The organism is Reyranella sp. GW821-FHT12G01 (assembly GCF_058806575.1).
The window spans coordinates 3,410,591-3,434,534 of record NZ_JBXAPV010000001.1 but is presented as its reverse complement, the minus strand read 5'-3'; the positions used below and the strand labels follow the sequence as shown (position 1 = coordinate 3,434,534).

Here is a 23,944-nt window from a genome sequence, read left to right as displayed (position 1 = left end):
CGCATGCTAGAACCGCCGCCTCTTTCAGTCACCAAGGGCGGGTGTCGCAGCATGAAAGGCGCTTTGGTCACCGGGGCGGGGGTACGGATCGGCCGCGCGCTGGCACTGGCGCTGGCGGCCGACGGCTTCTTCGTGTTCGTGCATCACAAGGATTCGGCCGCCGGAGCGCGCGAGACCGTCGCTTCGATCCGGGCGGCCGGCGGCCAAGCCAAGGCGGTGAAAGCCGATCTGGCGTCCGCACGGCAGACCGAGGCGCTGATCGGCAAGTGCCAGGCGCCCGGCGTGACGCTGACCTGCCTGGTGAACAGCGCCTCGCTGTTCAGGCTCGACCGGGCGCCGACGGCCACCGCGGCCGATTTCGACCTGCACATGGCGATCAACCTGAGGGCGCCGCTGCTGCTGTCACAGGCACTGGCGCGGCAACTTCCCGAGAGCGAGACCGGCCTGGTCGTGAACGTGCTCGACCAGAAGCTGTTCAACCTCAATCCGGACTTTCTCACCTACACGCTCTCCAAGGTGGGACTGCAGGGACTGACGACCCTATTGGCGCAATCCTTCGCGCCGCGACTGCGGGTGGCGGGCATCGCGCCCGGCCTCACCCTGCGCAGCGGCAGCCAGACCGATGCGCGCTTTGCCGAGCAGCATGCCGCCAACCCGCTGGGGGTGGGTGTCACGGTCGAGGATCTGGTCCGCGCCCTGCGTTTCATCGTGGCGACGCCGAGCTACACCGGCGACACGATCATCGTCGATGGCGGCGAGCATCTGACGGGTCGCCCGCGCGACATTGCCTTCGACAGGAAAAAGAAGAAGTAACCATGGCCGGCATGACCGAGCGCCGCATTTTCATCCGCGACCTGCGTCTGCAGGTCTCGATCGGCATCTACGATTTCGAGCTGGAGAAGCCGCAGGCGGTCGTCATCAACGTCGATCTGCTGCTGAAGCAGCCCGAACGCGAAGCCGGCGACGATATCGCCAACGTGCTGAACTACGACCTGATCCACGACGGCATCACGACGCTCGCGGCAAGTCGACACTTCAACCTGCAGGAGACGCTGGTCGAGGCCATCCTCGATCTCTGTCTCGCCCAGCCGCAGGTCGCCGAGGCGCGCGTCTCGACCGAGAAGCCCGACGTCTACAAGGATTGCCGTGTCGGCTACGAGGCCGTCCGCCGGCGCACGGCCGGCTGAGCGGCACAACCCGATGGGCCCATCCGTCGGCGCGCTGCGGCGTGCCAGCCTTGTCCTGCTGCTGGCTGCGCTGATCTGGGGATCGATGATCCCGGTGCTGGCGGCGCTGGCCGAGCATTACGACAACTGGCTGCTCTCCTGGTCGCGCTACATCCTGGGCCTGCCCGTGCTCTGGCTGGCGGTGTTCCTCAGCACGAAGCCGGTGGCAGCGCCGCGGCCGCTCGATTGGGGGCGGCTGCTGAAACTGGGGACGGCGATGACCGCCTTCTCGGTGCTCTACACGTTCGGCGTGGCGCACGCCCATCCGGCCACTTCGGCGATCGTGCTGATGTGCGGGCCGATCTGGGCGACCCTGCTGTCGCGCGTGATGCTGGGGGCCACGACGCCGTCGGGATTCGGGCTCACGCTTCTGCTGGTCGTGGCCGGCGGCATCGTCGTCGTGGTCGGCACGCCCGGCCGGGCCGCCAACGCCTTCGGCCTCGAGGGCGGTGAGATCCTGCTGGTGATCGCCCAGCTCTGCTGGAGCTGGTACTCGATCCGCGCTCAGCAATGGCTCTCCGATCGCGGCCAGATCGCGCTGTCGGCACTCACCTCCACGGTGGCGAGCGTGCTGCTGGGCGTGGTCTGCGCGGTCGTCTGGGCACTGGGCGGCCTCACCTGGCCGACGCGCGCGCCGACACCTTCCGAATGGATCATGGTGGCGTGGATCGGCGTGCTGGGCGTTGCGGTGGCGGTGCTGCTCTGGAACACCGGCGTCTCGCTGGTCGGCGTGCCCGTGGCCTCGCTGTTCGCCAATTCGGCGCCCGTCTTCGCCATCGGCCTCGCCGCGCTGATGGGACGTGAGCCGAGCTGGCTGCAGGTGGTGGGCGGCGTCATCGTCCTGGCGGGCATCGCCCAGCTGCAAATCCGCCAGACGCGGGCGGCGCGGCGATGACCGACCACAAGCACATGCTGGGCGCCTTCGCCGCGATGGTGTTCGTGGGCCTGGCCTGGGGCGCCAACGTCCCTGTTTCCAAGGTGATGCTGCAGCATTTCGACATCGTGCCGATGCTGACGGTTCGCACCTTGGTGGCGGTGACGGTGTTGGGCCTGCTGCTGGTCCTGGTGGAAGGCGCCGGCAAGCTCCGGATCGAGGTCGGGCTGAAGCGCTTCCTGCTGCTCGGCCTGATGATGAGCGGCTTCTTCACGATCTTCCTGCTGGGCATCAAGTTCAGCAATCCGATCTCGGCGGCTGCCGTGCAGGTCGCGGGGCCGCTGGTCGCCGCCGTGACCGTCCGCCTGATGACGGGAATGCGCTTCGATCCGGGCTTCGGTGTTGCGCTGGCGCTGACACTCACGGGCGGAGCGATCCTGGCGGCGGGGAGCCTGTTCGGCCGGGGCGCGTTGACCTTGGGCGGCGGCGAGATCGTGGTGCTGGCCTCCAACGCGCTCTGGACGCTCTACAGCCTGAAGGCGCAGGCCTGGTTCGACCGGGCCAGCCAGCTCCACCGGGCCTATGTCGCGTCGCTGTCGGCGCTGGGGTGGATGGTGCTTGCGAGTGCGACGCTGGTCGGCTTGGGCTGGGCGCATTCGCCGTTTGCCGTCAGCGACCTCTGGGTGTGGACGCAACTCCTGCTGGTTGCCGTCTTCGCGAGCGGGATGGGCGCTTATCTCTGGAACGTCGGCGCGAGCCGTCTGGGTGTTGCAATTGCGTCGCTCTGGGTCAATCTCGTGCCGTTTTTCGCCGTATTATGGTCAATGACCTATGGCTTCATTCCCAACGCCTACCAGATCGCCGGTGGGCTCGTCGCGCTCAGCGGCGTCGTCTACATGCAGTGGCGAAAACTACAAACGATGAAACGCTAGGACAGGCTCTGCCATGCCCGACATGTCCCTTCCTCACCTCAACATCTCGAATTGCCGCTGGCTGTCGGTTCCCGGCAGGGGCGACGTACGCGGCAAGATCAACTTCCTCGAGTTCGACCACCAGTTGGGCTTCACGGTGCGGCGCCTCTTCTGGCTGCACGACATCGCGCCCGACCAATGGCGTGGCCGGCACGGCCATCGCGAGTCGCATCTGGTCACGCTGGTGATGAACGGGTCCTGTCAGGTGCATCTCGACGACGGCAAGGTGAAGGAGACGGTCGTCCTCAACGATCCGGGACGGGCGCTGCACATCGGGCCGATGGTCTGGCACGAGCTGACCCACTTCGCGCCGCAGACGGTCATCCTGGTCATCGCCTCGACCCTGTACGACGAGAGCGAGTACCTGCGCGACTACGAAGCCTTCAAGCGCGAGGCTGCGGCCGCGAGGGGCGCATGATCCCCTTCCTCGACATGAAGTCGGTCTACACCGAGCTCAAGCCCGAGCTCGACGCCGCCTATGCGCGCGTGATGGAGTCCGGCTGGTTCGTGCTCGGCAAGGAGGTCGAGGCCTTCGAGAACGAGTACGCCGCCTTCTGCGGCACCAAGCATTGTGTCGGCCTCGGCAACGGTCTCGAGGCGCTTGAGATGACGCTGCGCGCCTGGGACATCGGCGCCGGCGACGAAGTCATCGTGCCGTCCAACACCTACATCGCGACATGGCTCGCGGTGACGGCGGTCGGCGCGAAGGTTGTGCCGGTCGAGCCGACACCCGGCGGCCCGAACATCGATCCCGATCGCATCGCGGCGGCACTGACGCCGCGCACCAAGGCGATCATGCCGGTTCATCTTTATGGTCAGCCGGCCGACATGGACGCGATCATGGCGCTGGCGGCCAAGCGTGGCCTCAGGGTCGTCGAGGACGTGGCCCAGGCCCAGGGATCGCGAGTGCGCGGGCGGCGGGCCGGATCGCTCGGGGACGCCGGCGCCCACAGCTTCTTTCCCAGCAAGAACATCGGAGCGTTCGGTGACGGTGGCGCGGTCACGACCGACGATCCCAAGCTCGCCGAGCGGCTGCGCGTGCTGCGCAACTACGGCAGCCGGGTGAAGTATGTGAACCTCGAGCGCGGGCAGAACTCGCGCCTCGATGAGCTGCAGGCCGCGTTCCTTCGCGCCAAGCTGCCCAAGCTCGACGAATGGAACGATCGGCGCCGCGTCATCGCCGCCCGCTACGACGACAAGCTCGCCGACATTCCAAGCCTCGGCCTTCCTCATGTCCCTCAATGGGCCGAGCCGGTCTGGCACCTCTACGTGGTGCGCACGAACCGTCGCGCCGACGTCCAGAAGGCGATGGAAAAGGCCGGCATCGGATCGCTCATTCACTATCCGATCCCGCCCCATCTTCAGGAAGCCTATGCCGACCTCGGCCAGGGCAAGGGGACATATCCCCTCGCCGAGAAGCTGGCCGAGACCGTGCTCAGCCTGCCCATGGGACCGCACATGCCGGTCGAAGCGGTCGACGAGGTGTGTGGCGTGATCCGCGAGACGCTCGGAGCCTAAAGCTCCGGCGCCGCGTGGATGCCGCGGTAGTTGCGCTGGTAATCCCAGTAGCCGTCATAGCCGCGCTGCGAATAGGTCGGCTGCTGGGCGTAGTTGTACTGGTACGTCGTGGTCCGGTACGAGCCCGGCGGCGCGTAATAGCTCGGCGCCGGCGACGAATAATAGGTCGTGTAGCCTGGGGCGTAGGCCTGCGAACGGTACGGGTAGCTGCCGTTCGGACCGTAGTAGGATTCCGACGCACAGCCGGCGACGGTTGCGGCCATGAGGGCCGCCGCGATGATGCCAGTGACTCGCATGGCGCTCTCCTGTGTTGCTGATGGACTAACACGAAGAGAGTTCGCAGGGTTGCGGCCGAAATGCCGCTTCCCTCAATTCGCCACAATTGCGTCAGCGGACGCTGACGCCGGGGCGGTCAGTGATTGTGCAGGATCTGGCCGAGGAAGAGCTTGGTGCGCTCGTTCCGGGGATTGGCGAAGAACTCTTCCGGCTCGTTCTGTTCGACGATCTCGCCGCGGTCCATGAAGATCACCCGGTCGGCAACGGCGCGGGCGAAGCCCATTTCGTGGGTGACGCAGAGCATGGTCATGCCTTCGCGGGCCAGCTCGATCATGACGTCGAGCACTTCCTTCACCATCTCGGGATCGAGCGCCGAGGTCGGCTCGTCGAACAGCATGATCTTGGGCCGCATGCAGAGCGCACGGGCGATCGCCACGCGCTGCTGCTGGCCGCCCGAGAGCTGGCCGGGATACTTCAGCGCCTGCTCGGGGATGCGCACCCGCTTCAGCAGGCCCATCGCGATCTCCTCGGCATCCTTCTTCGGCATCTTCTTCACCCAGATCGGCGCCAGGGTGAGGTTGTCGAGGATGGTGAGGTGCGGGAAGAGGTTGAACGACTGGAAGACCATGCCGACTTCGCGGCGGATCGCCTCGATGTTCTTCACGTCGTTCGACAGGGTGACGCCGTGCACCACGATGTCGCCCTGCTGGTGCTCTTCCAGCCGGTTGATGCAGCGGATCAGGGTCGACTTGCCCGAGCCCGACGGTCCGCAAATGACGATCTTCTCGCCTTCCTTCACGTCGAGATTGATGTCGGTCAGCACGTGGAACTGTCCGTACCACTTGTTGACGCCCTTGAGCTGGATCACCGATTCGAGCTTCGAGAGATCGCGCGCGGTTGCGGCCATGAGTTGCTCCCTGACGGCGCCTAGCGGCGCGTACCCTTGTTGAGCTCGAACTCGAGGTACTTGCTGTACCGCGACATCGAGAAACAGAAGATGAAGTAGACGAAGGCGGCGAACAGGTAGACCTCGCCCGGGAAGCCTGCCCAGTTGGGATCGACCAGCGCCTGGTTGGCGGTGTTCAGGAAGTCGAAGATGCCGATGATCAGCACCAGCGACGTGTCCTTGAAGAAGCCGATGAAGGTGTTGATGAGCGGCGGGATCACCACGCGCAGCGCCTGCGGCAGGATGATCAGCAGCGTCTTCTGCGGGTAGTTGAGGCCCATCGCGTCGGCCGCCTCGAACTGGCCCTTGGGCAACGACTGCAGGCCGCCGCGGATAACCTCGGCGATGTAGGCGCCTGCAAAGAGGATGACGGCGACCTGGGCGCGCAGGAACTTGTCGATGGTCGTGCCGGAAGGCAGGAACAGCGGCAGCATGACCGAGGCCATGATCAGCAGGCTGATCAGCGGCACGCCGCGGATCAACTCGATGAAGCCCACGCACAGGCCCTTGATCAGGGGCAGGTTGGAGCGCCGGCCGAGCGCCAGAAGGACGCCGTAAGGGAACGCGAAGACCAGGCCGTAGGTGGCCAGGATCAGCGTCACCGGCAGGCCGCCCCACAGGCTGGTCTCGACGTAGCTGAACGGCGCGATGGCGATGCTCCACTTGGGCAGCACACCCACGATCCGGAGTGCCAGGCCGAGCACGCCGATGCCGAGCAGACCGTAATAGGCGAACCGCTCGGCGGGCTCGGCGAGCGCGCTGCGCAGGGCGAGGCCGATGCCGCCGCCGACCGCGGCGATGAACAGGATGAGGCTCAGCGGGATGTGGATCTGGCCGAACATCAGGATGAAGGTGATGAACGAGCCGACGCCCCAGATGACCAGCAGGCGCCAGTTCCACATGCGCCGGTCGGCGCTCAGCACCAGCATCGCCAGCATGGCGATGACCGCGAACAGCGGCCGCCAATGCTGCTCGTAGGGGAACGAGCCGAAGAAGATGTAGCGGAACTTCTCGCGGATCAGCGCCCAGCAGGCGCCCCCGCCACGGCATTCGGCGCCGGTCGAGGCCGTGAAGTTGGCGGTGAACAGCGCCCATTCGAGGAACCAGGAGAGGATCCAGGCGACGGCGGCGATCAGCACCACCGTGGTGATGCCGTTGCCCCAGCTCGAGAACAGGTTCTTGCGGGCCCAGCCCAGGACTCCGGTCTCGTCGACCGGCGGGGCGAGCGGCTTGCGGTCGCCGACTGGCATTGCGTCAGTCATGCTCAGCGCTCCCTCAGGGCGATACGTTTATTGTACCAGTTCATGAACGCCGAGATCGAAAGGCTGACCGAGAGGTAAGCGGCCATGATGATCAGGATGTTCTCGATCGCCTGGCCGGTCTGGTTGATCGTGACGTTCACCGAGGCGACGAGGTCGGGGTAGCCGATCGCGATGGCGAGCGAGCTGTTCTTGGTGATGTTGAGATACTGGCTGGTCATCGGCGGGACGATGACGCGCAGCGCCTGCGGCAACAGCACCAGCCGCATCGACTGGCCGCGCGACAGGCCGAGCGCCGCGGCAGCCTCGCTCTGGCCCTTGTGCAGGGCCAGGATGCCGGAGCGGACGATCTCGGCCACGAAGGCGGACGTGTAGAGCACGAGACCCACCAGCAGCGCGGTGAACTCGGGCTGGATGACGGTGCCGCCGGAGAAGTTGAAGCCCTTCAGCTCGGGCCAGCTCAGATGATGCGGCGCGCCGCCGATCAGCCAGACGATGAAGGGCAGGCCGATCAGGATGCCGAGGCTCGCCGAAATGGCGGGGAAGGGCTGGCCTGTGGCTTCCTGGCGCTTCTTGCCCCAGCGATTGACGGCCCATGCGGCGGCAATGGCCACCAGGAAGGCGAGGCCCATCCATTTATGGATGGGATCGGCCATCGGGACCGGGAAATAGACACCGCGATTGCTGAGGAACACGCTGCTCCAGAGCAGCGAGATCGCCTGCCGCGGGCCGGGAAAGGCTTCGCTGATCAGCTTGTAGAAGAGGAACAGCCACAGCAGCAGCGGCACGTTGCGGAACGCTTCGACGTACCAGGCGCAGATCCGGCTGAGCAGCCAGTTGGGCGAGAGCCGCCCGACGCCGACCAGCGTACCGAGGATGGTGCTGAGCAGGATGCCGAGGACGGCGACGCGCAGCGTGTTGAGGATGCCGACCCAGATCGCGCGGGCGTAGGTGCTCGCCGGCGAATACTCGATCATCGTGTCGCCGATCTCGAAGCCGGCTTCCCGCTCCAGATAGTGGAAGCCGCTCGCGATCTTCTGGCGCTGCAGATTGTCGATGGTGTTGCTGACCAGATACCAGGCAAGGAACCCGACGGCGCCGACCACGATGATCTGGAAGACCCAGCCTCGAATGACCGGATCGTTCCACGGAGCCACTTTCACACGTGGCGCAGAGCCGAGAGTCTCGACTGCCATACGCTATTCCCCCTGCCCGATGCGGATTGTCCGCGCGGGCGTTATCTGCCCGATATTGCCCTCAGTGTAGGTGGGAATTACCCGGGCGCAACCGGGCAAATCCCACCGTCTCTTGTCCCCAATCGCACCCACTAACGGATCGGCGGGGCGTACTGCAAGCCGCCCTGTGTCCACAGCGCGTTCTGGCCGCGCGGGATCTTGAGCGGTGAGCCCATGCCGACGTTGCGGTCGAAGGCCTCGCCGTAGTTACCGACCTGCTTGATGATGTTGTAGACCCACTTCTCGTCGACCCCGAGCGCCTTGCCCATGCCCGGCGTGACGCCGAGGATGCGCTTGATGCTGGGATTGTCGCTCTTCAGCATCTCGTCGACGTTCTTGGACGTGATGCCGTATTCCTCGGCCTCGAGCATGGCGTAGAACGCCCAGCGCACGATGTCTGCGAACTGGTTGTCGCCGTGGCGCACGACCGGGCCCAGCGGCTCCTTGGAGATGATTTCCGGCAGGATGACGTAGTCGTCGAAGGTCTGCGGCGGCGGCACGTTGGCGGCCCGGGTCGCGGCGAGGCTCGACGCGTCGGTCGTGTAGACGTCGCAACGGCCGGAGAAGAACGCGGACCGGATCTCGTCGACCTTCTCGATGACGACCGGCTTGAAGGTCATCTTGTTGGTGCGGAAGTAGTCGGCGAGGTTGAGTTCGGTGGTGGTCCCGGGGGCCACGCAGACCGTGGCGCCGTTCAGCTCCTTGGCGCTCTTCACGCCGAGCTTCTTCGGGACCAGGAAGCCCTGGCCGTCATAGTAATAGACGCCGGTGAAATCGAGGCCGAGCGCCGTGTCGCGGGTCAGCGTGTAGGTGGCGTTGCCCATCACCATGTCGACTTCGCTCGACTGCACGGCGGTGAAGCGCTGCTGCGAGGTGAGGGGGATGTACCTGACCTTGTCGGCGTCGCCGAAGATGGCGGCCGCGACGGCGCGGCAGACGTCGACCGAGAGGCCTTTCCACTTGCCCTGGCTGTCGGCCAGCATGAAGCCCGCCGTGCCGATGCCGACACCGCAATTCAGCGTGCCGCGCGCCCTGATGGCGTCGAGGTCCTTGCCCGCATGGGCCGTCCCGGCGGCGCCGAAGACAGTGGCGGCCAGACCGGCGACTGCGGCTACGATCTTCTTGTGCATTTCACCCCCTGTTTTTGGATCACCACAATGCCGCCTTCTTCCGGGGGCTTGCAAGCCGTAGGCCAAAGCACCGGGATAACCTTCGGCGAGGGCCCAAACGAAAACCGCCGCCCTCTCGGGCGGCGGTTCGCAGTGTTGTCGTATCGGGAAGCTTAGCGGATCGGCGGGGCGTACTGCAGACCGCCCTGGGTCCACAGCGCGTTCTGGCCGCGCGCGATCTTGAGCGGCGAGCCCATGCCGACGGTGCGGTCGAAGACCTCGCCGTAGTTACCGACCTGCTTGATGATGTTGTAGACCCACTTCTCGTCGACGCCGAGCGCCTTGCCCATGCCCGGCGTGACGCCGAGGATGCGCTTGATCGAGGGGTTGTCGCTCTTCAGCATCTCGTCGACGTTCTTGGACGTGATGCCGTATTCCTCGGCCTCGAGCATGGCGTACAGCGACCAGCGCACGATGTCGGCGAACTGGTTGTCGCCATGACGGACGACCGGGCCCAGCGGCTCCTTCGAGATGATTTCCGGCAGGATGATGTAGTCATCCGGCGTCGGCGCGTTCGCCGCGCGCGTGGCGTAGAGGCCCGAGGCGTCGGTCGTGAACACGTCGCAGCGGCCGGCGAAGAAGGCGGCGCGGACCTCCTCGATCTTCTCGATGACGACCGGCTTGAAGGTCATCTTGTTGGCACGGAAGTAGTCGGCGAGGTTGAGCTCGGTGGTGGTGCCCGGCTGCACGCAGACCGTGGCGCCGTTCAGCTCCTTGGCGCTCTTCACGCCGAGCTTCTTGTTCACCATGAAGCCCTGGCCATCGTAGTAGTTGATGCCCGTGAAATCGAAGCCGAGCGCGGTGTCGCGGGTCAGCGTGTAGGTGGTGGTGCGGACCAGGAGATCGACCTCACCCGACTGGAGCGCGGTGAAGCGCTGCTGGGCGGTGGTCGGCACGAACTTGACCTTGTCGGCATCGCCGAAGATCGCAGCCGCGACGGCGCGGCAGACATCGACGTCGATGCCGGTCCACTTGCCCTGGCTGTCGGCCGCCGCGAAGCCCGCGACACCGGTGCTGACGCCGCAGATGAGCTGGCCGCGCGCCTTGATCGCATCGAGATCCTTGCCCGCGTACGCCGTACCGGCGACGCCGACCAGACCGGCGGCGACGATGCCGGCCATCATTTTGTTGAACATTATGCCTTCCCTCGTGGTTGCCTCTGACGTCCCGTCGGCCATTGATGCGGCCGTTCAGGATCGATGACGCAATTCCTAGGCGAACAACTGGGCGCGCGCAACGGCGCTGCGCGCCCGACTATGGCCGCTTAGAGGCGGTCGGCGGAGCGCGACGAGAAGGGGTTCGACGACCACGGCTCGGCGCCCTGGAGGCCCGGATAGGGGTTGCCGCTGCTGCTGCGGCCGCGATCGGACGCGCGCTTGATCTCCTGCTGCCACTGCCGATAGGAGACGAGCTGCTCGCCGACCAGCGTGTTGTTGCCGCCCTTCTCGGAGATGTAGGGCGCGGGATCGACGAACTGGCCGTTCACGATCACGGAGAAGTGCAGATGGGCTCCGGTCGACCGGCCGGTAGAGCCGATATAGCCGATCAGGTCGCCCTTGCGGACTTTCGAGCCCGGGCCGACGCCGTCGGCGAAGCGCGACATGTGCGCGTACAGGGTCTCGAAATTGTCGGCGTGGCTGATCTTCACCGTCCGGCCATAGTTGAAGTACCAGCCCTGGTGATTGATCGTGCCATCGGCTGCCGAATAGATCGGCTCGCCGGTCTTGCCCTCGAAATCGAGGCCGTTGTGGAAGGCGTTGCTGCTCTTGCGGCCGTAATAATGGCGCGTACCGAACGGCGAGGACATGCGTGCTTCCGGTCGCGGGTTGGCCAGCGCCGTGCCGCCGAGGCGGCGGCCCTGATCGTCGAACCAGCCTTCGGGCTGGTTCGGCGGCGCGAACCACCAGAAGGATTGCTTGGCCGCGCCTTCGCCCAGGCTGGCGACGAGGACGCGCGGCGTGCCGTCGACGGTCCGGCCCTGGACGACGTCGATCTTGGCGGCGGCGGCAGAGAAGCCGGAAAGCGCCTGGAAGAGGTCCTTGAGTGCCGCTGGATTGGCGCCGGTCGGGGCGAGGGTGGTGGCGAGCGTGGCGCTGCTCGTCTTCATGGTCTTGACCGAATCGGCCACCACGGAGCGGGCGCCGGCACCGGCCGTCGACGGCGCCGAGCCCGGCAGGCTCGAGACGCGCTCGTCGTCGTCCTCGGTGGCACCCGGGGCGAGCTTGAAGCCGAACGATCCGTCATTGCCGCGGGCCAGATCGACGGCCAGCGACTTGTTGGAATAGAGCTGGAGGGACACGAGGCGCTTGGGCTGGCCGGCGCCCTGGGGGGCGAGCACGGCACGTCCGGAGCTGGCGGCCTTCACCTCGGGCTGGCTGAGCGCCTTGCCGACCGCGTCGGCGGCGGCCTGGGCGTCGTTCGGGTCGACGCGGAGAAGGATGAGCTGCTGGGCGACCGAGCTGTCGGCCGCGATCGAAAAGGCCTGGACGTCTTCACTGGGGGCGGTGGACGGAGCGGCGGCCCGGGGAGCGGGTTTCTTGAGCTGGTTCTTGGGCGGCGCCTTCACCTGGGCCATGGCGCCGGCGGCGCAGAAGATCGAAGAGATTGCAAAGGTCGCTGCCACGAAGGTGCGGACGGTTCGCCAGCAATAGGCGCGTTTGGGACGCGTCATGTTGGACGTCATCGGTCGGCCTCTCCCATTCCATTGAACGCTACAAATTGACTTTGAGGCGACTAGCGATCCATCGACCTCCCCCGGTCGATGCCCCCCGCGTGCCCCGCTTGAGGGGCACTTTGGCCACGGAGTATCCACAAGTCCAACAAAAAGTTGCAAAAATGCAACACCCGTGAAAACCACCTAACATGTTGGAAATGTTAGGCTTTCAGCCTCAGGCGCGTCTGCGGTCTTTAAAGGTCACAGGGGGCAACCTTTCCAATTTTGCTGCAATGCGAAGAACGGGGTAGCGCGCTAAGAGGCCGGCGGCCTCCGCCATTTCCTCCACGTCGTTGAACATCGGGACGCCCGCTCGCTCCATGGTGGCGAACCACGCTTCCTTGTCGGGGAGCGTGCCCATCATGCTGTGCATCGCCGGCAGCGGCGCCCGGGATGCCAGCTCTGCCAGCCGCGCGATGACCGGCTGGGCGTCGACCATGAAGGGCACGACATGGATCATCAGGACCATGTCGTAGGCCTGGGCGGCGTGGGCCATGGCGGCCTCGAAGGCGAGGCCGAACCGGTCCTCGCGCGCGTCCGCCAGCAGGTCGATCGGGTTGGCGACCGAGGCTTCGGCCGGCAGTTGCTGGCGCAGCACGTCGGCCATGGCTGTAGGAAGCGCCGCGAGCTCCAGCCCCTCCAGACCGGCCTGGTCGGCGCAGAGCACGCCCGGACCGCCGGAATTGGACAGGATGAGCGTCCGGGGGCCCAGCCCCTGAGGGAACCGCCCGAACGCCTTGGCGGCCAGCAGCAGCCGCCGCAGGCTTTTGACCCGGACGATACCGCAGGAGGCGCAGAAGGCGTCGATGGCTGCATCGTCGTTGGCGACGGCGCCGGTATGGGCGGCAGCGGCCCGGCCGCCTATCTCGGTGCGGCCGCCGAACAGGGCAATCACCGGCTTGGTCGCCGAGACGCGCCGGGCGACCTCGCGGAAGCGCTCGTGGTCCTCGATCGACTCGATGTAGAGCAGCGCCGTGCCGATCTCGGGCCGCTCGCCCAGCCAGCCGAGATAGTCCTCGACGCCGAGATGGACGGCATTGCCGACCGAGACCACCGAGACGAGGGGCAAGCCGCGCGCGTTGGCCTTGTCGATGAACTCCTCGGCCAGTGCGCCGGACTGGGAGATGAAGGCGAGGCCGTTACCGGCACCAGCAGCCGTCGCGCCGGGCGGCAGGTCACGCAGGAAAGTGGCGGCGAAGGGCCGGGCGGGATCCAGATGGATGATGCCGGCGCAGTTGGGGCCGGCGATGGTCAGGCCGCGCTCGGCCGCGAGCTTCAGCAGCGCCTCGTTGCGCGCCACGCCGGCCGGGCCCGCCTCGGCAAACCCGCCCGGCAGGATCAGCAGGTTGCGAATGCCACGGTCGGCGGCTTGCCCGACCGCCTCGAGGATCGCGTCGGGCCGGATCACGATCACCGCGAGATCGACCGCGGGTTCGATGGCGGCGATCGAGGTCACCGATTCGTAACCGAATATCGTTCCGCCCTTGGGATTGACCGGCACGACCCTTCCGCCATAACCGGCCTGACGGAGCATCTGCATGACCGCGCCACCGGAGGAGGTGGCCCGTTCGCCGGCGCCCACGATGGCGATGCTGTTGGGGGCGAAGAAAGGCGAGAGGTCGCGGGCGGGTGCTGGCATGACGCGTTGGTTGCAGCACAGGCGTAGAGGGAGAACAAGATGGCCGATCCGATCGAGCTCCTGATCCAGGGGCGGGCCCACGACCTGGGCGGCGGCTTCGCCGTCCGACGCGTGCTGCCCAGCGTGAAGCGGCGCACCGTCGGGCCGTTCATCTTCCTCGACCATTTCGGGCCGATGGACGTGCCGCCAGGTGGCGGCATGGAGGTGCGGCCGCATCCGCACATCGGCCTCGCGACCGTCACCTATCTGTTCGACGGCGGCATCTATCACCGCGACAGCCTGGGCTATTCGCAGGCGATCCGGCCGGGCGACGTCAACTGGATGACCGCCGGCAGCGGCATCGTGCACAGCGAGCGGACCGAGCCGGAGATGCGCGCGACCGGCTTCCGCATGCACGGCGTCCAGACCTGGGTGGCGCTGCCCAAGTCACACGAAGAGACCGCGCCGGCCTTCGAGCATGTCGAGGCGGCGAGGTTGCCGTCGTGGACGGAAGGAGGCTCGGCGTTGCGCCTGATCGTCGGCACCTATGCCGGTCGCACCGCGCCGACCACGCATTTCTCGCCGATCTTCTATGTCGGCGTGGAGATGAAAGCGGGCGCCGCGCTGAAGGTGACGCCCGACCACGAGGAGCGCGCGATCTATGTCGCCGAAGGCATGATCGTCGTGGGCGAAAGCCAGTTCGGTGTCGGCGACCTTGCGGTGCTGGCGCCCGGCCAGACGGTCGAGGCGCTGGCCGGTCCCGACGGCGCCAAGGCGATGCTGCTGGGCGGCGCCGCGATCGATGGCCCGCGTCACATCTGGTGGAACTTCGTCTCCTCGAGCAAGGAGCGCATCGAGAAGGCCAAGGAAGACTGGCGCGAGAAGCGCTTCGCCATGGTGGCGGGAGATCCCGAGTTCATCCCGCTGCCGGACAAGTAGTTCTTCGGACCGCGGGCCTCCAGGCCCGCTCATGAGGCGGGCCTGGAGGCCCGCGGTCCGAAAAGATCCGACTACTTCTTCTCGACGTTCCAGAAGACCGTGATGGGCGATTCGAGGTTGCCCGTCACGCCCTTGCGGCGCGCCATCGGCTGCAGGTACTGGCCGAGCGGGACGGTCACGCCCTGGTCCATCATGCGCTTCTGGACCTGCACGGCGATCTCCTTCTGCTTCGCGGGATCGCTCTCGCGGGTGAAGGCCATCCGCAGCCGCTCGATCTCCTCGTCGAGCGGCCAGCCGAACTGGGCGCGGTCGCCGCTCGCCTCGGCATAGTGGTTGTTGATCGGATCGATCAGCAGCACCGCTGCCGCCGCCGTCATCGAGATGTTCCAACCACCCTGGGCGATCGGGTCCTTCTTGGAGCGGCGGCTGACGACCGTCTGCCAATCCATCGACTGCATGTCGACCTTGAAGCCGCCGCGCTCCAGCAGCGTCTTGGCGATCGGCGCGAGGTTGGTCAGCACGGCGAGGTCGGTCGACTGCAGCAGCACGATCGGCGTGCCGTCGTAGCCGGCCTCCTTCAGCATCTTCTTCGATTCCTCGAAGTTCGATTCCAGGATGCCGTCCATGCCGGCCGAATTCTCGAACGGCGTGCCGCACCCGAAGACGGCCTTGCAGACCTGGTAGTAGCGCGGGTCGCCGATCACGCCCTGCAGGAAGTCCTTCTGGTTCAGCGCGACCTCGGCGGCGCGGCGGATGCGGACGTCGTTGAACGGCGGCTGCTTCCAGTTGAAGCGCAGCACGTAGGTGTTGCCGAGCTTGTCGAGATTGACGATCTCGATGTTCTTGTCCTTCTCGAGCACCGGCAGCAGGTCGTGCGAGGGTTGCTCGATCATGTCGATCTCGCCCTGCTGCAGTGCGTTGATCGCGGTCTGCGTGTCGGGGATCGAGACCCACTCGACCCGGTCGAGCTTGGCGACCTTGCCGCCGGCGAGACCCGACGGCGGCTCGGCGCGCGGCTTGTAGTCGGCGAAGCGCACATAGACGACCTTCTCGCCGGCCTTCCATTCGTCCTTCTTGAAGACGAAGGGGCCCGAGCCGGTGAAGTCGGAGATCTGCTGGTTCGACGGCGTCTTGGCCACGCGCTCGGGCATGATGAGCAGCGGTGTCGAGCTCGGCTTGCCGATCGCCTTCAGCATGATGGCGAACGGCTCCTTCAGGACGATCTGGAAGGTCTTGTCGTCGATTGCCTTTATTTCCTGCGTCTGCTTGGCCAGCAGGCCGCCCAAGGTGTCGCGTTCCGTCCAGCGCTTGATCGAGGGGATGACGTCGGCCGAGGTCACCGGCTGGCCGTCGTGCCACTTCAGCCCGTCACGCAGCTTGAAGGTCCAGGTGAGCTTGTCGTCGCTGAGCGTCCAGCTATCGACCATCTGGGGCTGCGGCTCGAGCTTGGCGTCGAGCGCGAACAGCGTGTCGTAGATCATGTAGCCGTGGTTGCGGACGATGTAGGCCGTCGTCCAGATCGGATCGAGGATTTTCAGATCCGACTGCATCACGACGCGCAGCGTCTTGTTGGCCGCGGTACCCGACTGAGCATGAGCCGGCGCGATCGCGAGAACAGGAACGCAAAGGGCCGCGAGGGCCAGCAATGAACGACGCAACATACGCAACACTCCCTAAGCGGACGCCGGCGGGCTCCAGGTCGTTTCCTCGTCGAGCGGATAGACGGGCCGCGGCAGCTTGGTCCAGGTGAAGTTCGCCAGCACCGGCGAGGTCAGGCCCGGACAATCGACTTCGTAGATCTGGCCCGGCTGGAAGAACTCGTCGAAACCGCCGCGGAAGTGGCCGCGGCTCTTCACGACCACCGTGCGGGCCTGTGCAATGTCCAAGCCAAACATCTCGAACTGGCGCGGGTCCATGCACTGGCAGCGGATGCTGATGACGACGATCAGGATGCCGCCGAGGTTGAGCAGGGCAGACGGCCCCATGTCGGCAGAGACGTTCCGCAGCACGCCGCGACGGCCGACATACTGGCCGTCGGACAGCTTCACGACCTTCGCCTCGCAATCGAACGGCAGGGAGAATTCCTGGTGCTCTTGCGTGTTGAAGGAGGCGTTGAAGATCGCGCCTTCGCCCAGCTCGTGCGCCTGGGCGGCGAGGGCGGCGTCGTTGAACACGCCGAAATACACGCCCTGCGCCTTGGCGCCCTTGAGGGCCCGCAACAGATAAGTCGTGTTGCCACGCCCGCCGCCGCCGGGATTGTCGGCGACGTCGGCCAGGATGATCGGCTTGCGGCGGCGGTCGCGGCCGACCGAGACCGCGAACTGCACCGCGTCGGCCAGGGTCATCGCCTCGCGCTTGAAGCGCTCCCTCATGCCCCAGGCGCGCTGGGCGATGTCGAGCGCGAGGTCGGCCGCCGCCTTGCGGTTGCCGTTGCGCGCGGTGACGACGGCGGTGAGGCCGTTCTTGGGGCTGTCGCTGTAGGCGAAGCCCGCCATCACCGAGACGTTCAGGATGTCGCCCCCGACCTTGGTCTGGCCGTAGTTGATCAGGTCGGCATAGGGGCCCTTCGCGGTCAGCAGCGCGATCTGCGGCGGCACCAGCGGGATCTTCACCATCTCGATCGCCGTCTTCACGCCGGTCAGCAGCTCGCGCATGTGCTTGGCCGCCTCGACGCCGCGCTCGTAGATGTCGATGTGCGGGTTCTCGAGATAGCCCACGAAGGCGCTGAGATTATCGGTCATCCGGCGCGAGACGTTGGCGTGCAGGTCGAACACCGAGACGATCGGCACGTCGGGACCGGCGACGCGGCGCAGGATCTCGAACAGGTCGCCGTCGGGATCGTCGGTGCCCTGCGCCAGTGCGGCGCCATGGCAGGAGACGAAGATCGCGTCGACCGGCAGGACCGACTTCAGGCCGGCCTCGATCTCGGCGAGATACGCCTTGAAGAACTGCTCCTCGACCGGGCCGCCGGGCTGGGCCAGCGACACGCGCAACGGAACGGGCGTCCAGTTGCCGGTGCGGTCCATCTCGTCGAAGAAGCCGGGCAGATCGGGCATGGTGATCGACTTGCCCGAGCGCGCCTCGCTCACGATGCGATTGCCGCGGATGTCGACGTCGTGTTCGAAATCCTCCGCCGTCGTCACCGGCGAGAAGCGGTTGCACTCGATGGCGAAGCCGAGAACGGCGATACGCGGATTGTCCTGGGACAACGAAACCTCCTAGCGCTGTCGCGCGAGGAACGCGTCGACCAGCGTGTTGAATTTAACGGCCTGCTCGAAATAGGGCGAGTGTCCGGCATCGGCAATCGTGTGGGCTTCGCCGCAGGGCAGGCTTGTCGCGATGGCGCTTGCCAGGAAGGGCGGGAAGACGACGTCCTCGCCACCGGCGATCAGCAACGTCGGCACGCGGAACGTCTTGAACTCGGTCAGGGTGCGCGTCGCCGTGCGGCGCAGGCCCGCGCGCAGCTTCTCCTTGTCGAGCGTGCCCGCCATCTCGTCGACGCTGCGATAGAGAAGATGCAGGGCCGGGAAGCGCTCGGCCGCCCGTTCGCCCATCGCCGGATGGATGCCGCGAGCCATGCCGGCGGCGATCGCCGCTTCGGCCGCCGCGAACCACGCATCGTACTTCGCGCCACCCGATGGATCGGCGCCACGCCGGTCGATCGTGCCGGAGGTGGAGCTCAGCACCAGCGCCTTCACGCGATCCTGATGCGCCAGCGCATATTCGAGCATCGTCCAGCCGCCCATCGACTGCCCGACGAGGCGCACGTCGGCGAAGCCGAGATGATCGATCAGCGCGGCGAGATCGCCGGCATAGTCGGCGGGATCGACGCCGGCTGCGACGGGATCCGAAGGCGCGAAGCCGCGATGGGCGAAGCTGACGCATGTGTAGTTCGGTGCGAAGTACGCCACCTGCTGCCACCAGCTCAGTTGATTGCCACCCAGCCCGTGCGCGAAGACCAGCGCCGGGCCGCTGCCCGAGACCTCGTAGTAGAGATTGCCGAACGGCCGCTTCAACCGACCGACCGTGCGCGACGGCGCGGTATGGGAACTCATGCTGAGCCTCTCCTTCAGAAGAGGATCAGCCTAGTCCCCACAATGCCGAGCGGCCAGCGCCCCGCGGCGAACAGACGAAACTTGCTTTCGAAGGGCGAGCCCTGTTCGCCGGCCAGTCGCGCAACGGCGAGCTGATAGACTGCCTGCGAGGCCGCACCTGCCGCAACATGGACCGACGCCTTGGCCGCGTCGCCCATGCGACCGGCCGCGGTGGCCGCCTTGCCGTGCACCAGTTCGCCGGCTTCGGTGGTGAGCTCCGTGAGCGCGGTCCACAAAGCGCGCTCGGGATAGCGGGCTTCCGCGCGCTGCAGCAGCTCACGACGCACGGCCTCCTCGCGATCCCACCAGAGCGGCGACCAGTCGGGCCCCTTCAGCATCGCCTCCGCTTCCGGCCAGTCCCGTGCGATGCCGCTGTCCAGACCATCAAAGCCGAGTGAAGCGGCATAGGATGCGGCGTCGGTGCGATCGCCGTCGGTCAGCGGTTCGCCGAGAGCGGCGAACCACGAGGCCGCACGAATCTCCGCCGTCAGCCGGTCGAGGACGGTGCGCGGCAGGGCGACGACCGAGGTCACGCCGCCTGCCGCACCTCCGGCAGAGTGAGGCCGTACTTGGCGGTGACCTCGGAGGCGCGGTTCATGAAGTCGGCGCGCATCTCGTCGTTGGTGCGCTGCTTGATGTTCCACTTGCGGAAGATGTCGTTGTTGCGCGACTTCGAGCCGCCGAAGAACGAGGGAAGATACGGGAAGTATTCGTCGATGGCGGCCTGAAGCGAGGCCTTGCCTTCGGGTGTCTTGATCAGCTCGGCGGTGAAGTCCTCGCCGAACTGCGCGTGGAAGCGCTCCTCCGGCATCGTCGCACGCGCGAGGTTGCGCAGCGGATGGAAGGTGCAGTGGAGCAGGTCTTCGACCTGCAGGATCTCGGCCAAGTCGGCCAGCAGCTTGATGGCGACGAACTCCTGCCAGTTCTTCAGCGGGAACTCGAAGATTGAGAGCGGCCGCTTGCCCGTGCCCGGCACCATGCGCTCCTCGGGGATACCCATCTGCACGCCGAGCTGCTTGAAGCGCACGTGATGGCCGTATTCCTCCATGGCGACGCGGCAGGTCAGCCACTTGGCGTAGGGCGTCGGCGCGTAGGCGATGGCCGGCTCGTCGAACACCTGGGCGCCGTAGAGTTCGTTCACGGCATGGCTGATCACAAGCTTGCCGATGGCCTCGCGATACTCCTCGGGTGCGTCCTTCAGCTCTTCGACGGTCTTGACGATGATGGACTGGGTCACGGTGGCTCTCCTCAGACGAGAGGTTCGGTATTGAAGGCTTCGAGATCGGTCGTGAGATCGGTGAACTGGCCGCCGAGTTTGCCGGCGATGTCGCCGGCCAGGGCATCCGGTGCACCGGCTTCGAGCTGGGCGATCGGGCGTGGCTGGCCGAACAGGAAGACTTCGCGGCCGCGCACGCCCAGCAACTGGCCGGTGATGGGCTTGCCCGCCGGCGAGCAGAGCGCCGTCACGAGATTGGCGACGTGGTGAGCGCCAATCTTGAGGGCGCGTTCCTTGTAAGTCGTCTGCGCCTCGTTGGCGGGCTGGATGATATCGGTGACGCGGGTGCGGGCGAACGGTGCCACGGCATTGGCGGTGATCTGCGCGCGCGCGAGGTCCATGGCGGTGACGCGCGTCAGGCCAAACAGGCCCGCCTTGGCGCTGGCATAGGCGGCCTGGCCGAGATTGCCGTAGAGGCCGGCCGAGGAGACCATGTTGACGATGCGACCCCAGTCGTAGCCGTCCTTGCCGCCGCGTCCGGTCTTGCCCTGGTCGCGCATGACGCCGGAGGCCGCGTTGATCAGGTAGAAGGCCGAAGAGAGATTGGTGCGGATCACCGCGTCCCAGTCGGCTGGATCGGCGCGGAAGACGAAGGCGTCGCGCAGGATGGCGGCGTTGTTCACGACGATGTCGATGCCGCCGAAGGTCTTCACCGCGAGGTCGACGAGCTGCTTGCCGACACCGGGCGAGGCGACGCTTTCGGTGAAGGCCAGTGCGTTCTTCGCGCCCGCCTTGTCGTTCAGCTCCTTGGCGGCCGTGCGCGCCACTTCTGGATCGCCGCCATCGCCCGAGATCGACGCGCCATTGTCGGCCACAATGATCTTGGCGCCTTCGGCCACCAGCTGCTCGGCGATGGCGCGGCCGATGCCGCGGCCGGCGCCGGTGACGATGGCGACCCTTCCCTGCAGAAGACCGCTCATTGTTCCGCTCCCGTTTTCTTGCCTGCGGTTGCCATTTCCGCCGCCGTGTAGAAGGCGTCGGCATGGATATCGATGCGGCGCATGCCGCGCTGTTCCAGCAGGAGCGTCGCGGCCTCGACCATCACCGGCGGGCCGGCGAGATAGGCCTTGCAGCCGTCGACCTCGTCGAAGTCCTGCGCGACGGCCTCGTGAACGAGGCCCTGCCGCCGGCCCGGACCGTCGCCCTCGCTCAGCACCGGCACGAAGTGCAGGTTCTTGTGCTTCTCCGCGAGCGCCGCAAAGTGGTCGTGCAGGTAGAGGTCGCGTTCGCTGCGGACGCCGAAATAGAGATAGATGTGCTGCGGCAGTTCCTTCTGCAGCGCGCGCTCGACCACCGACTTGATCGGCGCCATGCCCGAGCCGCCGGCCACCGCGATGATCGGACCGCGATGGCTCTCGCGCAGGTACGAGGGGCCGAAGGGACCCTCGACCCTCACCGTGTCGCCGACCTTGAGCTTCTCCGCGACGTGGGCGCTGGTGGCGCCGCCGGCGGTGCGGCGGATGTGGAATTCGAGAATGGGATCTCCCGGCACGTTGGCCATCGAATAGTCGCGCGGCGGACAGCCTTCGAAAGTGACCGAGGCGAACTGGCCGGCCGAGAAGTCGAAGGGACCACCCGAGACGATCTCGAGGCGGATGCGCTTGATGTCGTGCGTGGCGTCGTCGAGCGACACGACCTTGCTGCTAAGGAGGCGGCGCGGATGGACGATCAGGTCGTCTTCCTCAAGCCAGGCGACTTCGCTCTCGTCCCAGGGCACGGCGCGGCAGGCGAGGATCAGGCCGCGCGACTTCTCCTCGTCGGAGAGCGCGAACTCGGAGTAACCCTCCATCGTCACCTCGCCCTTCACGAGGTGCGACTTGCAGGCGCCGCAGTTCCCCGACTGGCAGCCGAACGGATAGGAGATGCCGGCGTCGAGCGCGGCTTCCAGGATGGTGGCGCCGGTCGGCACGTCAATCGTGCGGTCGGCGGAGGCAATGCGAACCTTGAAGCTCATCTTGTGCGGCGGCGAATTTGTTTGCTCCCCAAACAATCTCCGTCTACCACTTGGGCGATGGCCCGTCCACAGCCCGCATCCAAGGACAAGCCGGCCCGGTCAGCGCCGCTCGATCGCGGCCTGCTGCCCTCGCTGATGGGCTATGCGCTGCGCCGCACCCAGTCCGCCGTCTTTGCCGACTTCGCCGCGACCTTCGCCAAGGCGGGCGAGGCGTTGACGCCGGGCGAGTTCGGCCTGCTGGTATTGGTCGACCGCAATGCCGGCTTGAGCCAGATGGCACTGGCGCGCGCGCTCGGCATCGACCGCTCAACCTTGGTGCCGATCCTCGACCGCTTGCAGGCGCGCGATCTCCTGGTGCGCCGCCCGTCTCCGACCGACGGGCGCACCCATGCGCTGGCGCTGACGGCGTCTGGAGAAAAGGCGCTCGCCCGGTTCGTCAGGCTGGTTCGCGCCCACGAGAATCGAATCGCGTCGAGCCTTTCGACGGCCGAAACGCGGACGCTGATCGACCTGCTGGAAAAGGTGCGGGCGTCTGCCCGTTCGTTATAGTCCGCGCCCCATGAGCTCAGCCCATCCCGACTTCCAGAACGCCGCCAAGGACTTCGTGCACGACTCCGAGATGCTCGAGATTCTTCGCGCCAATCCGCCCGAAGCTTTGAAGACGCTGAACGGCGAACTGCTCGATATCGATTCGACGCGCGGCTATGCGCGGTTCCGTTTCGAGGTCGTGCCGGCCTTCTGCCATTCGCAGGGCCGCATCTGCCAGGGCGGCTTCCTGACCGGCATGGTCGATACCGCGATGGCCAACGCGGCGATCGTGAAGGGCAAGCTCGGCGTCGCCGTGCCGACGCTCGAACTCAAGATCAGCTTCTTCGAGGCGATGGGGCCGGGCATCGTCTATGCCGAGGGGCGCGTGATGCGCTGGGGCGGCTCGGTCGGCTTCCTCGACGGCGAACTCAAGGACGAGAAGGGCCGCCTGATCGTCCACTCAACCTCCACGATCAAGATCGTGCGGCCGAAGGTGAAGGCTTAGCCTTCCCGATCTCACTCGCTGTGAAAGATGCTTCCTTGTGAAAGAGAAGCAATGGTGACTGCGTCGTTCCGACCCGCACGCATGCTGCTGAAGCGGCGTGCTTCTTGCGGTTGCTTCGCCTAGAGAGGCGCGCGCTGAAGGAGCGGCGAGAGGACTGTCCGGGAAATGATGGCTGAAACGAAGACGCTGTTTGTGGTGATGGTTGCCATCTCGACGGTTGCTTGCGCGACCGCCGCCCTGGCCGATTCGAGCCTCGTCAGGCCGGCTGGCACCGAGGACACGAAAGTCGCCGACGCCTGTTTCAGCAGAGTGTCGGGCAGCCGCCCGGTTGGTGTGCTGGGCGGGCTCCTTGTGAACGGCGAGCCCACCATGGCCCAGCAGGCGAACACCTCGAAGGCGACGCCGGACGAGGTCGCGAACGTCTATGCCTATCATCGTGACCTTACGACCTGCCGCCAGATCAGCCTGCAGACGGCCGGGAAGCAGGACCCGCTCCTGGTTGGCGCCATCGCCGATGGCTATGCCAAGCAGGATGCCGTCGTGGCCGGCCTGATCGAAGGCAAGCTGACCTGGGGCGAGTTCGCGCGCGCGGGCTATGCCGCACAGGTGGAGGGCGCCGCCCAGCAGATCGCGGCGGCGGACGCCGTCGGACGCGGCCTCGATCGCTCCGACACCGCCGAGCTGGCGCGTCGTGAGCAGGCCGTCATCGCGCTGGCCGCCTGGACGCAGAACCAGCAGGCGATCTTCATGCAGCAGCAGATGGTCAACGGATTGGGCCAGCCGCGTATGACCCACTGCCGGTACATCGGCGCGAAGCTGAGCTGCTCGACGTTCTAGGACGTC

25 protein-coding genes are annotated in these 23,944 nt (G+C 66.4%); 10 read left to right on the top strand and 15 right to left on the bottom strand.

Annotated features, from left to right (window positions below):
* The first annotated feature begins 51 nt into the window (after window positions 1-51).
* Genes AC1RP5_RS16610 through AC1RP5_RS16585 form a run of 6 tightly spaced genes read left to right on the top strand, consistent with a single transcriptional unit; the run spans window position 52 to window position 4,589 of the window.
* Complete coding sequence (locus tag AC1RP5_RS16610) at window positions 52-813, top strand: SDR family oxidoreductase (protein ID WP_493112295.1); 762 nt, start codon at window positions 52-54, stop codon at window positions 811-813.
* Between the two features lie 2 nt (window positions 814-815).
* The gene (locus AC1RP5_RS16605; protein WP_493112293.1) at window positions 816-1,187 is read left to right on the top strand and encodes a dihydroneopterin aldolase; all 372 of its coding nucleotides are present in this window, start codon (window positions 816-818) and stop codon (window positions 1,185-1,187) included.
* 13 nt (window positions 1,188-1,200) lie between these two features.
* A complete protein-coding gene (locus AC1RP5_RS16600; RefSeq protein ID WP_493112292.1) occupies window positions 1,201-2,121 on the top strand; it encodes a DMT family transporter in 921 nt (306 codons plus the stop codon).
* The gene (locus tag AC1RP5_RS16595; protein WP_493112291.1) at window positions 2,118-3,032 is read left to right on the top strand and encodes a DMT family transporter; all 915 of its coding nucleotides are present in this window, start codon (window positions 2,118-2,120) and stop codon (window positions 3,030-3,032) included. The genes AC1RP5_RS16600 and AC1RP5_RS16595 overlap by 4 nt, the downstream gene beginning before the upstream one ends.
* A gap of 13 nt (window positions 3,033-3,045) precedes the next feature.
* On the top strand, window positions 3,046-3,489 hold the full coding sequence (locus AC1RP5_RS16590) for a sugar 3,4-ketoisomerase (protein WP_493112289.1): 444 nt from the start codon (window positions 3,046-3,048) through the stop codon (window positions 3,487-3,489).
* Window positions 3,486-4,589: a DegT/DnrJ/EryC1/StrS family aminotransferase gene (locus AC1RP5_RS16585; RefSeq protein ID WP_493112287.1), complete on the top strand. Its 1,104-nt coding sequence runs from the start codon at window positions 3,486-3,488 to the stop codon at window positions 4,587-4,589. Before AC1RP5_RS16590 ends, AC1RP5_RS16585 begins: the two co-directional genes overlap by 4 nt.
* On the opposite strand, the gene AC1RP5_RS16580 is transcribed toward AC1RP5_RS16585, so the two are convergent.
* From AC1RP5_RS16580 to AC1RP5_RS16545, 8 genes are all read right to left on the bottom strand, one after another.
* Window positions 4,586-4,885, bottom strand: coding sequence for a hypothetical protein (locus AC1RP5_RS16580; protein ID WP_493112285.1), 300 nt, complete (start codon window positions 4,883-4,885; stop codon window positions 4,586-4,588). The genes AC1RP5_RS16585 and AC1RP5_RS16580 overlap by 4 nt on opposite strands.
* Window positions 4,886-5,001: 116 nt before the next feature.
* A complete protein-coding gene (locus AC1RP5_RS16575) occupies window positions 5,002-5,772 on the bottom strand; it encodes an amino acid ABC transporter ATP-binding protein (protein WP_493112283.1) in 771 nt (256 codons plus the stop codon).
* Window positions 5,773-5,792: 20 nt separating this feature from the next.
* A complete protein-coding gene (locus tag AC1RP5_RS16570) occupies window positions 5,793-7,073 on the bottom strand; it encodes an amino acid ABC transporter permease (protein WP_493112282.1) in 1,281 nt (426 codons plus the stop codon).
* A gap of 2 nt (window positions 7,074-7,075) precedes the next feature.
* Window positions 7,076-8,266, bottom strand: coding sequence for an amino acid ABC transporter permease (locus AC1RP5_RS16565; RefSeq protein WP_493112280.1), 1,191 nt, complete (start codon window positions 8,264-8,266; stop codon window positions 7,076-7,078).
* Between the two features lie 131 nt (window positions 8,267-8,397).
* Window positions 8,398-9,435 (bottom strand): amino acid ABC transporter substrate-binding protein, encoded by a 1,038-nt coding sequence (locus AC1RP5_RS16560; RefSeq protein WP_493112278.1) that lies wholly within the window; start codon window positions 9,433-9,435, stop codon window positions 8,398-8,400.
* 152 nt (window positions 9,436-9,587) lie between these two features.
* Window positions 9,588-10,610, bottom strand: coding sequence for an amino acid ABC transporter substrate-binding protein (locus AC1RP5_RS16555; RefSeq protein WP_493112276.1), 1,023 nt, complete (start codon window positions 10,608-10,610; stop codon window positions 9,588-9,590).
* A 128-nt stretch (window positions 10,611-10,738) separates the two neighbouring features.
* On the bottom strand, window positions 10,739-12,145 hold the full coding sequence (locus tag AC1RP5_RS16550; RefSeq protein WP_493112275.1) for a M23 family metallopeptidase: 1,407 nt from the start codon (window positions 12,143-12,145) through the stop codon (window positions 10,739-10,741).
* Between the two features lie 217 nt (window positions 12,146-12,362).
* Window positions 12,363-13,826 (bottom strand): CoA-binding protein, encoded by a 1,464-nt coding sequence (locus tag AC1RP5_RS16545; RefSeq protein ID WP_493112273.1) that lies wholly within the window; start codon window positions 13,824-13,826, stop codon window positions 12,363-12,365.
* A gap of 39 nt (window positions 13,827-13,865) precedes the next feature.
* On the opposite strand from AC1RP5_RS16545, the gene AC1RP5_RS16540 reads away from it, so the two are divergent.
* Window positions 13,866-14,744, top strand: a complete 879-nt coding sequence (locus AC1RP5_RS16540; RefSeq protein ID WP_493112271.1) for a pirin family protein — start codon at window positions 13,866-13,868, stop codon at window positions 14,742-14,744.
* Window positions 14,745-14,815: 71 nt separating this feature from the next.
* Here AC1RP5_RS16540 and AC1RP5_RS16535 read toward each other — a convergent pair whose 3' ends face one another.
* From AC1RP5_RS16535 to AC1RP5_RS16505, 7 genes are read right to left on the bottom strand one after another with little or no spacing between them, the layout of a single operon-like run.
* Window positions 14,816-16,405 carry an ABC transporter substrate-binding protein gene (locus AC1RP5_RS16535; RefSeq protein ID WP_493112269.1) on the bottom strand — a complete coding sequence of 530 codons (1,590 nt, stop codon included), beginning with the start codon at window positions 16,403-16,405 and terminating at the stop codon, window positions 14,816-14,818.
* Between the two features lie 12 nt (window positions 16,406-16,417).
* Entirely contained in the window at window positions 16,418-17,953 is a 1,536-nt protein-coding gene (locus AC1RP5_RS16530; RefSeq protein WP_493112267.1) for a M81 family metallopeptidase, read from the bottom strand.
* 9 nt (window positions 17,954-17,962) lie between these two features.
* Entirely contained in the window at window positions 17,963-18,799 is an 837-nt protein-coding gene (locus tag AC1RP5_RS16525) for an alpha/beta fold hydrolase (protein ID WP_493112265.1), read from the bottom strand.
* A 14-nt stretch (window positions 18,800-18,813) separates the two neighbouring features.
* Window positions 18,814-19,371, bottom strand: a complete 558-nt coding sequence (locus tag AC1RP5_RS16520; protein ID WP_493112263.1) for a hypothetical protein — start codon at window positions 19,369-19,371, stop codon at window positions 18,814-18,816.
* A complete protein-coding gene (locus AC1RP5_RS16515) occupies window positions 19,368-20,075 on the bottom strand; it encodes a Phenylacetic acid catabolic protein (RefSeq protein WP_493112261.1) in 708 nt (235 codons plus the stop codon). The genes AC1RP5_RS16520 and AC1RP5_RS16515 overlap by 4 nt, the downstream gene beginning before the upstream one ends.
* An 11-nt stretch (window positions 20,076-20,086) precedes the next feature.
* Entirely contained in the window at window positions 20,087-21,034 is a 948-nt protein-coding gene (locus tag AC1RP5_RS16510; RefSeq protein ID WP_493112259.1) for an SDR family NAD(P)-dependent oxidoreductase, read from the bottom strand.
* Complete coding sequence (locus tag AC1RP5_RS16505) at window positions 21,031-22,068, bottom strand: 2Fe-2S iron-sulfur cluster-binding protein (RefSeq protein WP_493112258.1); 1,038 nt, start codon at window positions 22,066-22,068, stop codon at window positions 21,031-21,033. Before AC1RP5_RS16505 ends, AC1RP5_RS16510 begins: the two co-directional genes overlap by 4 nt.
* A 57-nt stretch (window positions 22,069-22,125) precedes the next feature.
* Between AC1RP5_RS16505 and AC1RP5_RS16500 the strand changes: the two genes are divergently transcribed.
* From AC1RP5_RS16500 to AC1RP5_RS16490, 3 genes are all read left to right on the top strand, one after another.
* Complete coding sequence (locus AC1RP5_RS16500; protein WP_493112256.1) at window positions 22,126-22,617, top strand: MarR family winged helix-turn-helix transcriptional regulator; 492 nt, start codon at window positions 22,126-22,128, stop codon at window positions 22,615-22,617.
* Window positions 22,618-22,627: 10 nt separating this feature from the next.
* Complete coding sequence (locus tag AC1RP5_RS16495) at window positions 22,628-23,101, top strand: PaaI family thioesterase (protein WP_493112254.1); 474 nt, start codon at window positions 22,628-22,630, stop codon at window positions 23,099-23,101.
* 168 nt (window positions 23,102-23,269) lie between these two features.
* The gene (locus AC1RP5_RS16490; protein WP_493112252.1) at window positions 23,270-23,938 is read left to right on the top strand and encodes a hypothetical protein; all 669 of its coding nucleotides are present in this window, start codon (window positions 23,270-23,272) and stop codon (window positions 23,936-23,938) included.
* The last annotated feature ends 6 nt before the right edge of the window (window positions 23,939-23,944 follow it).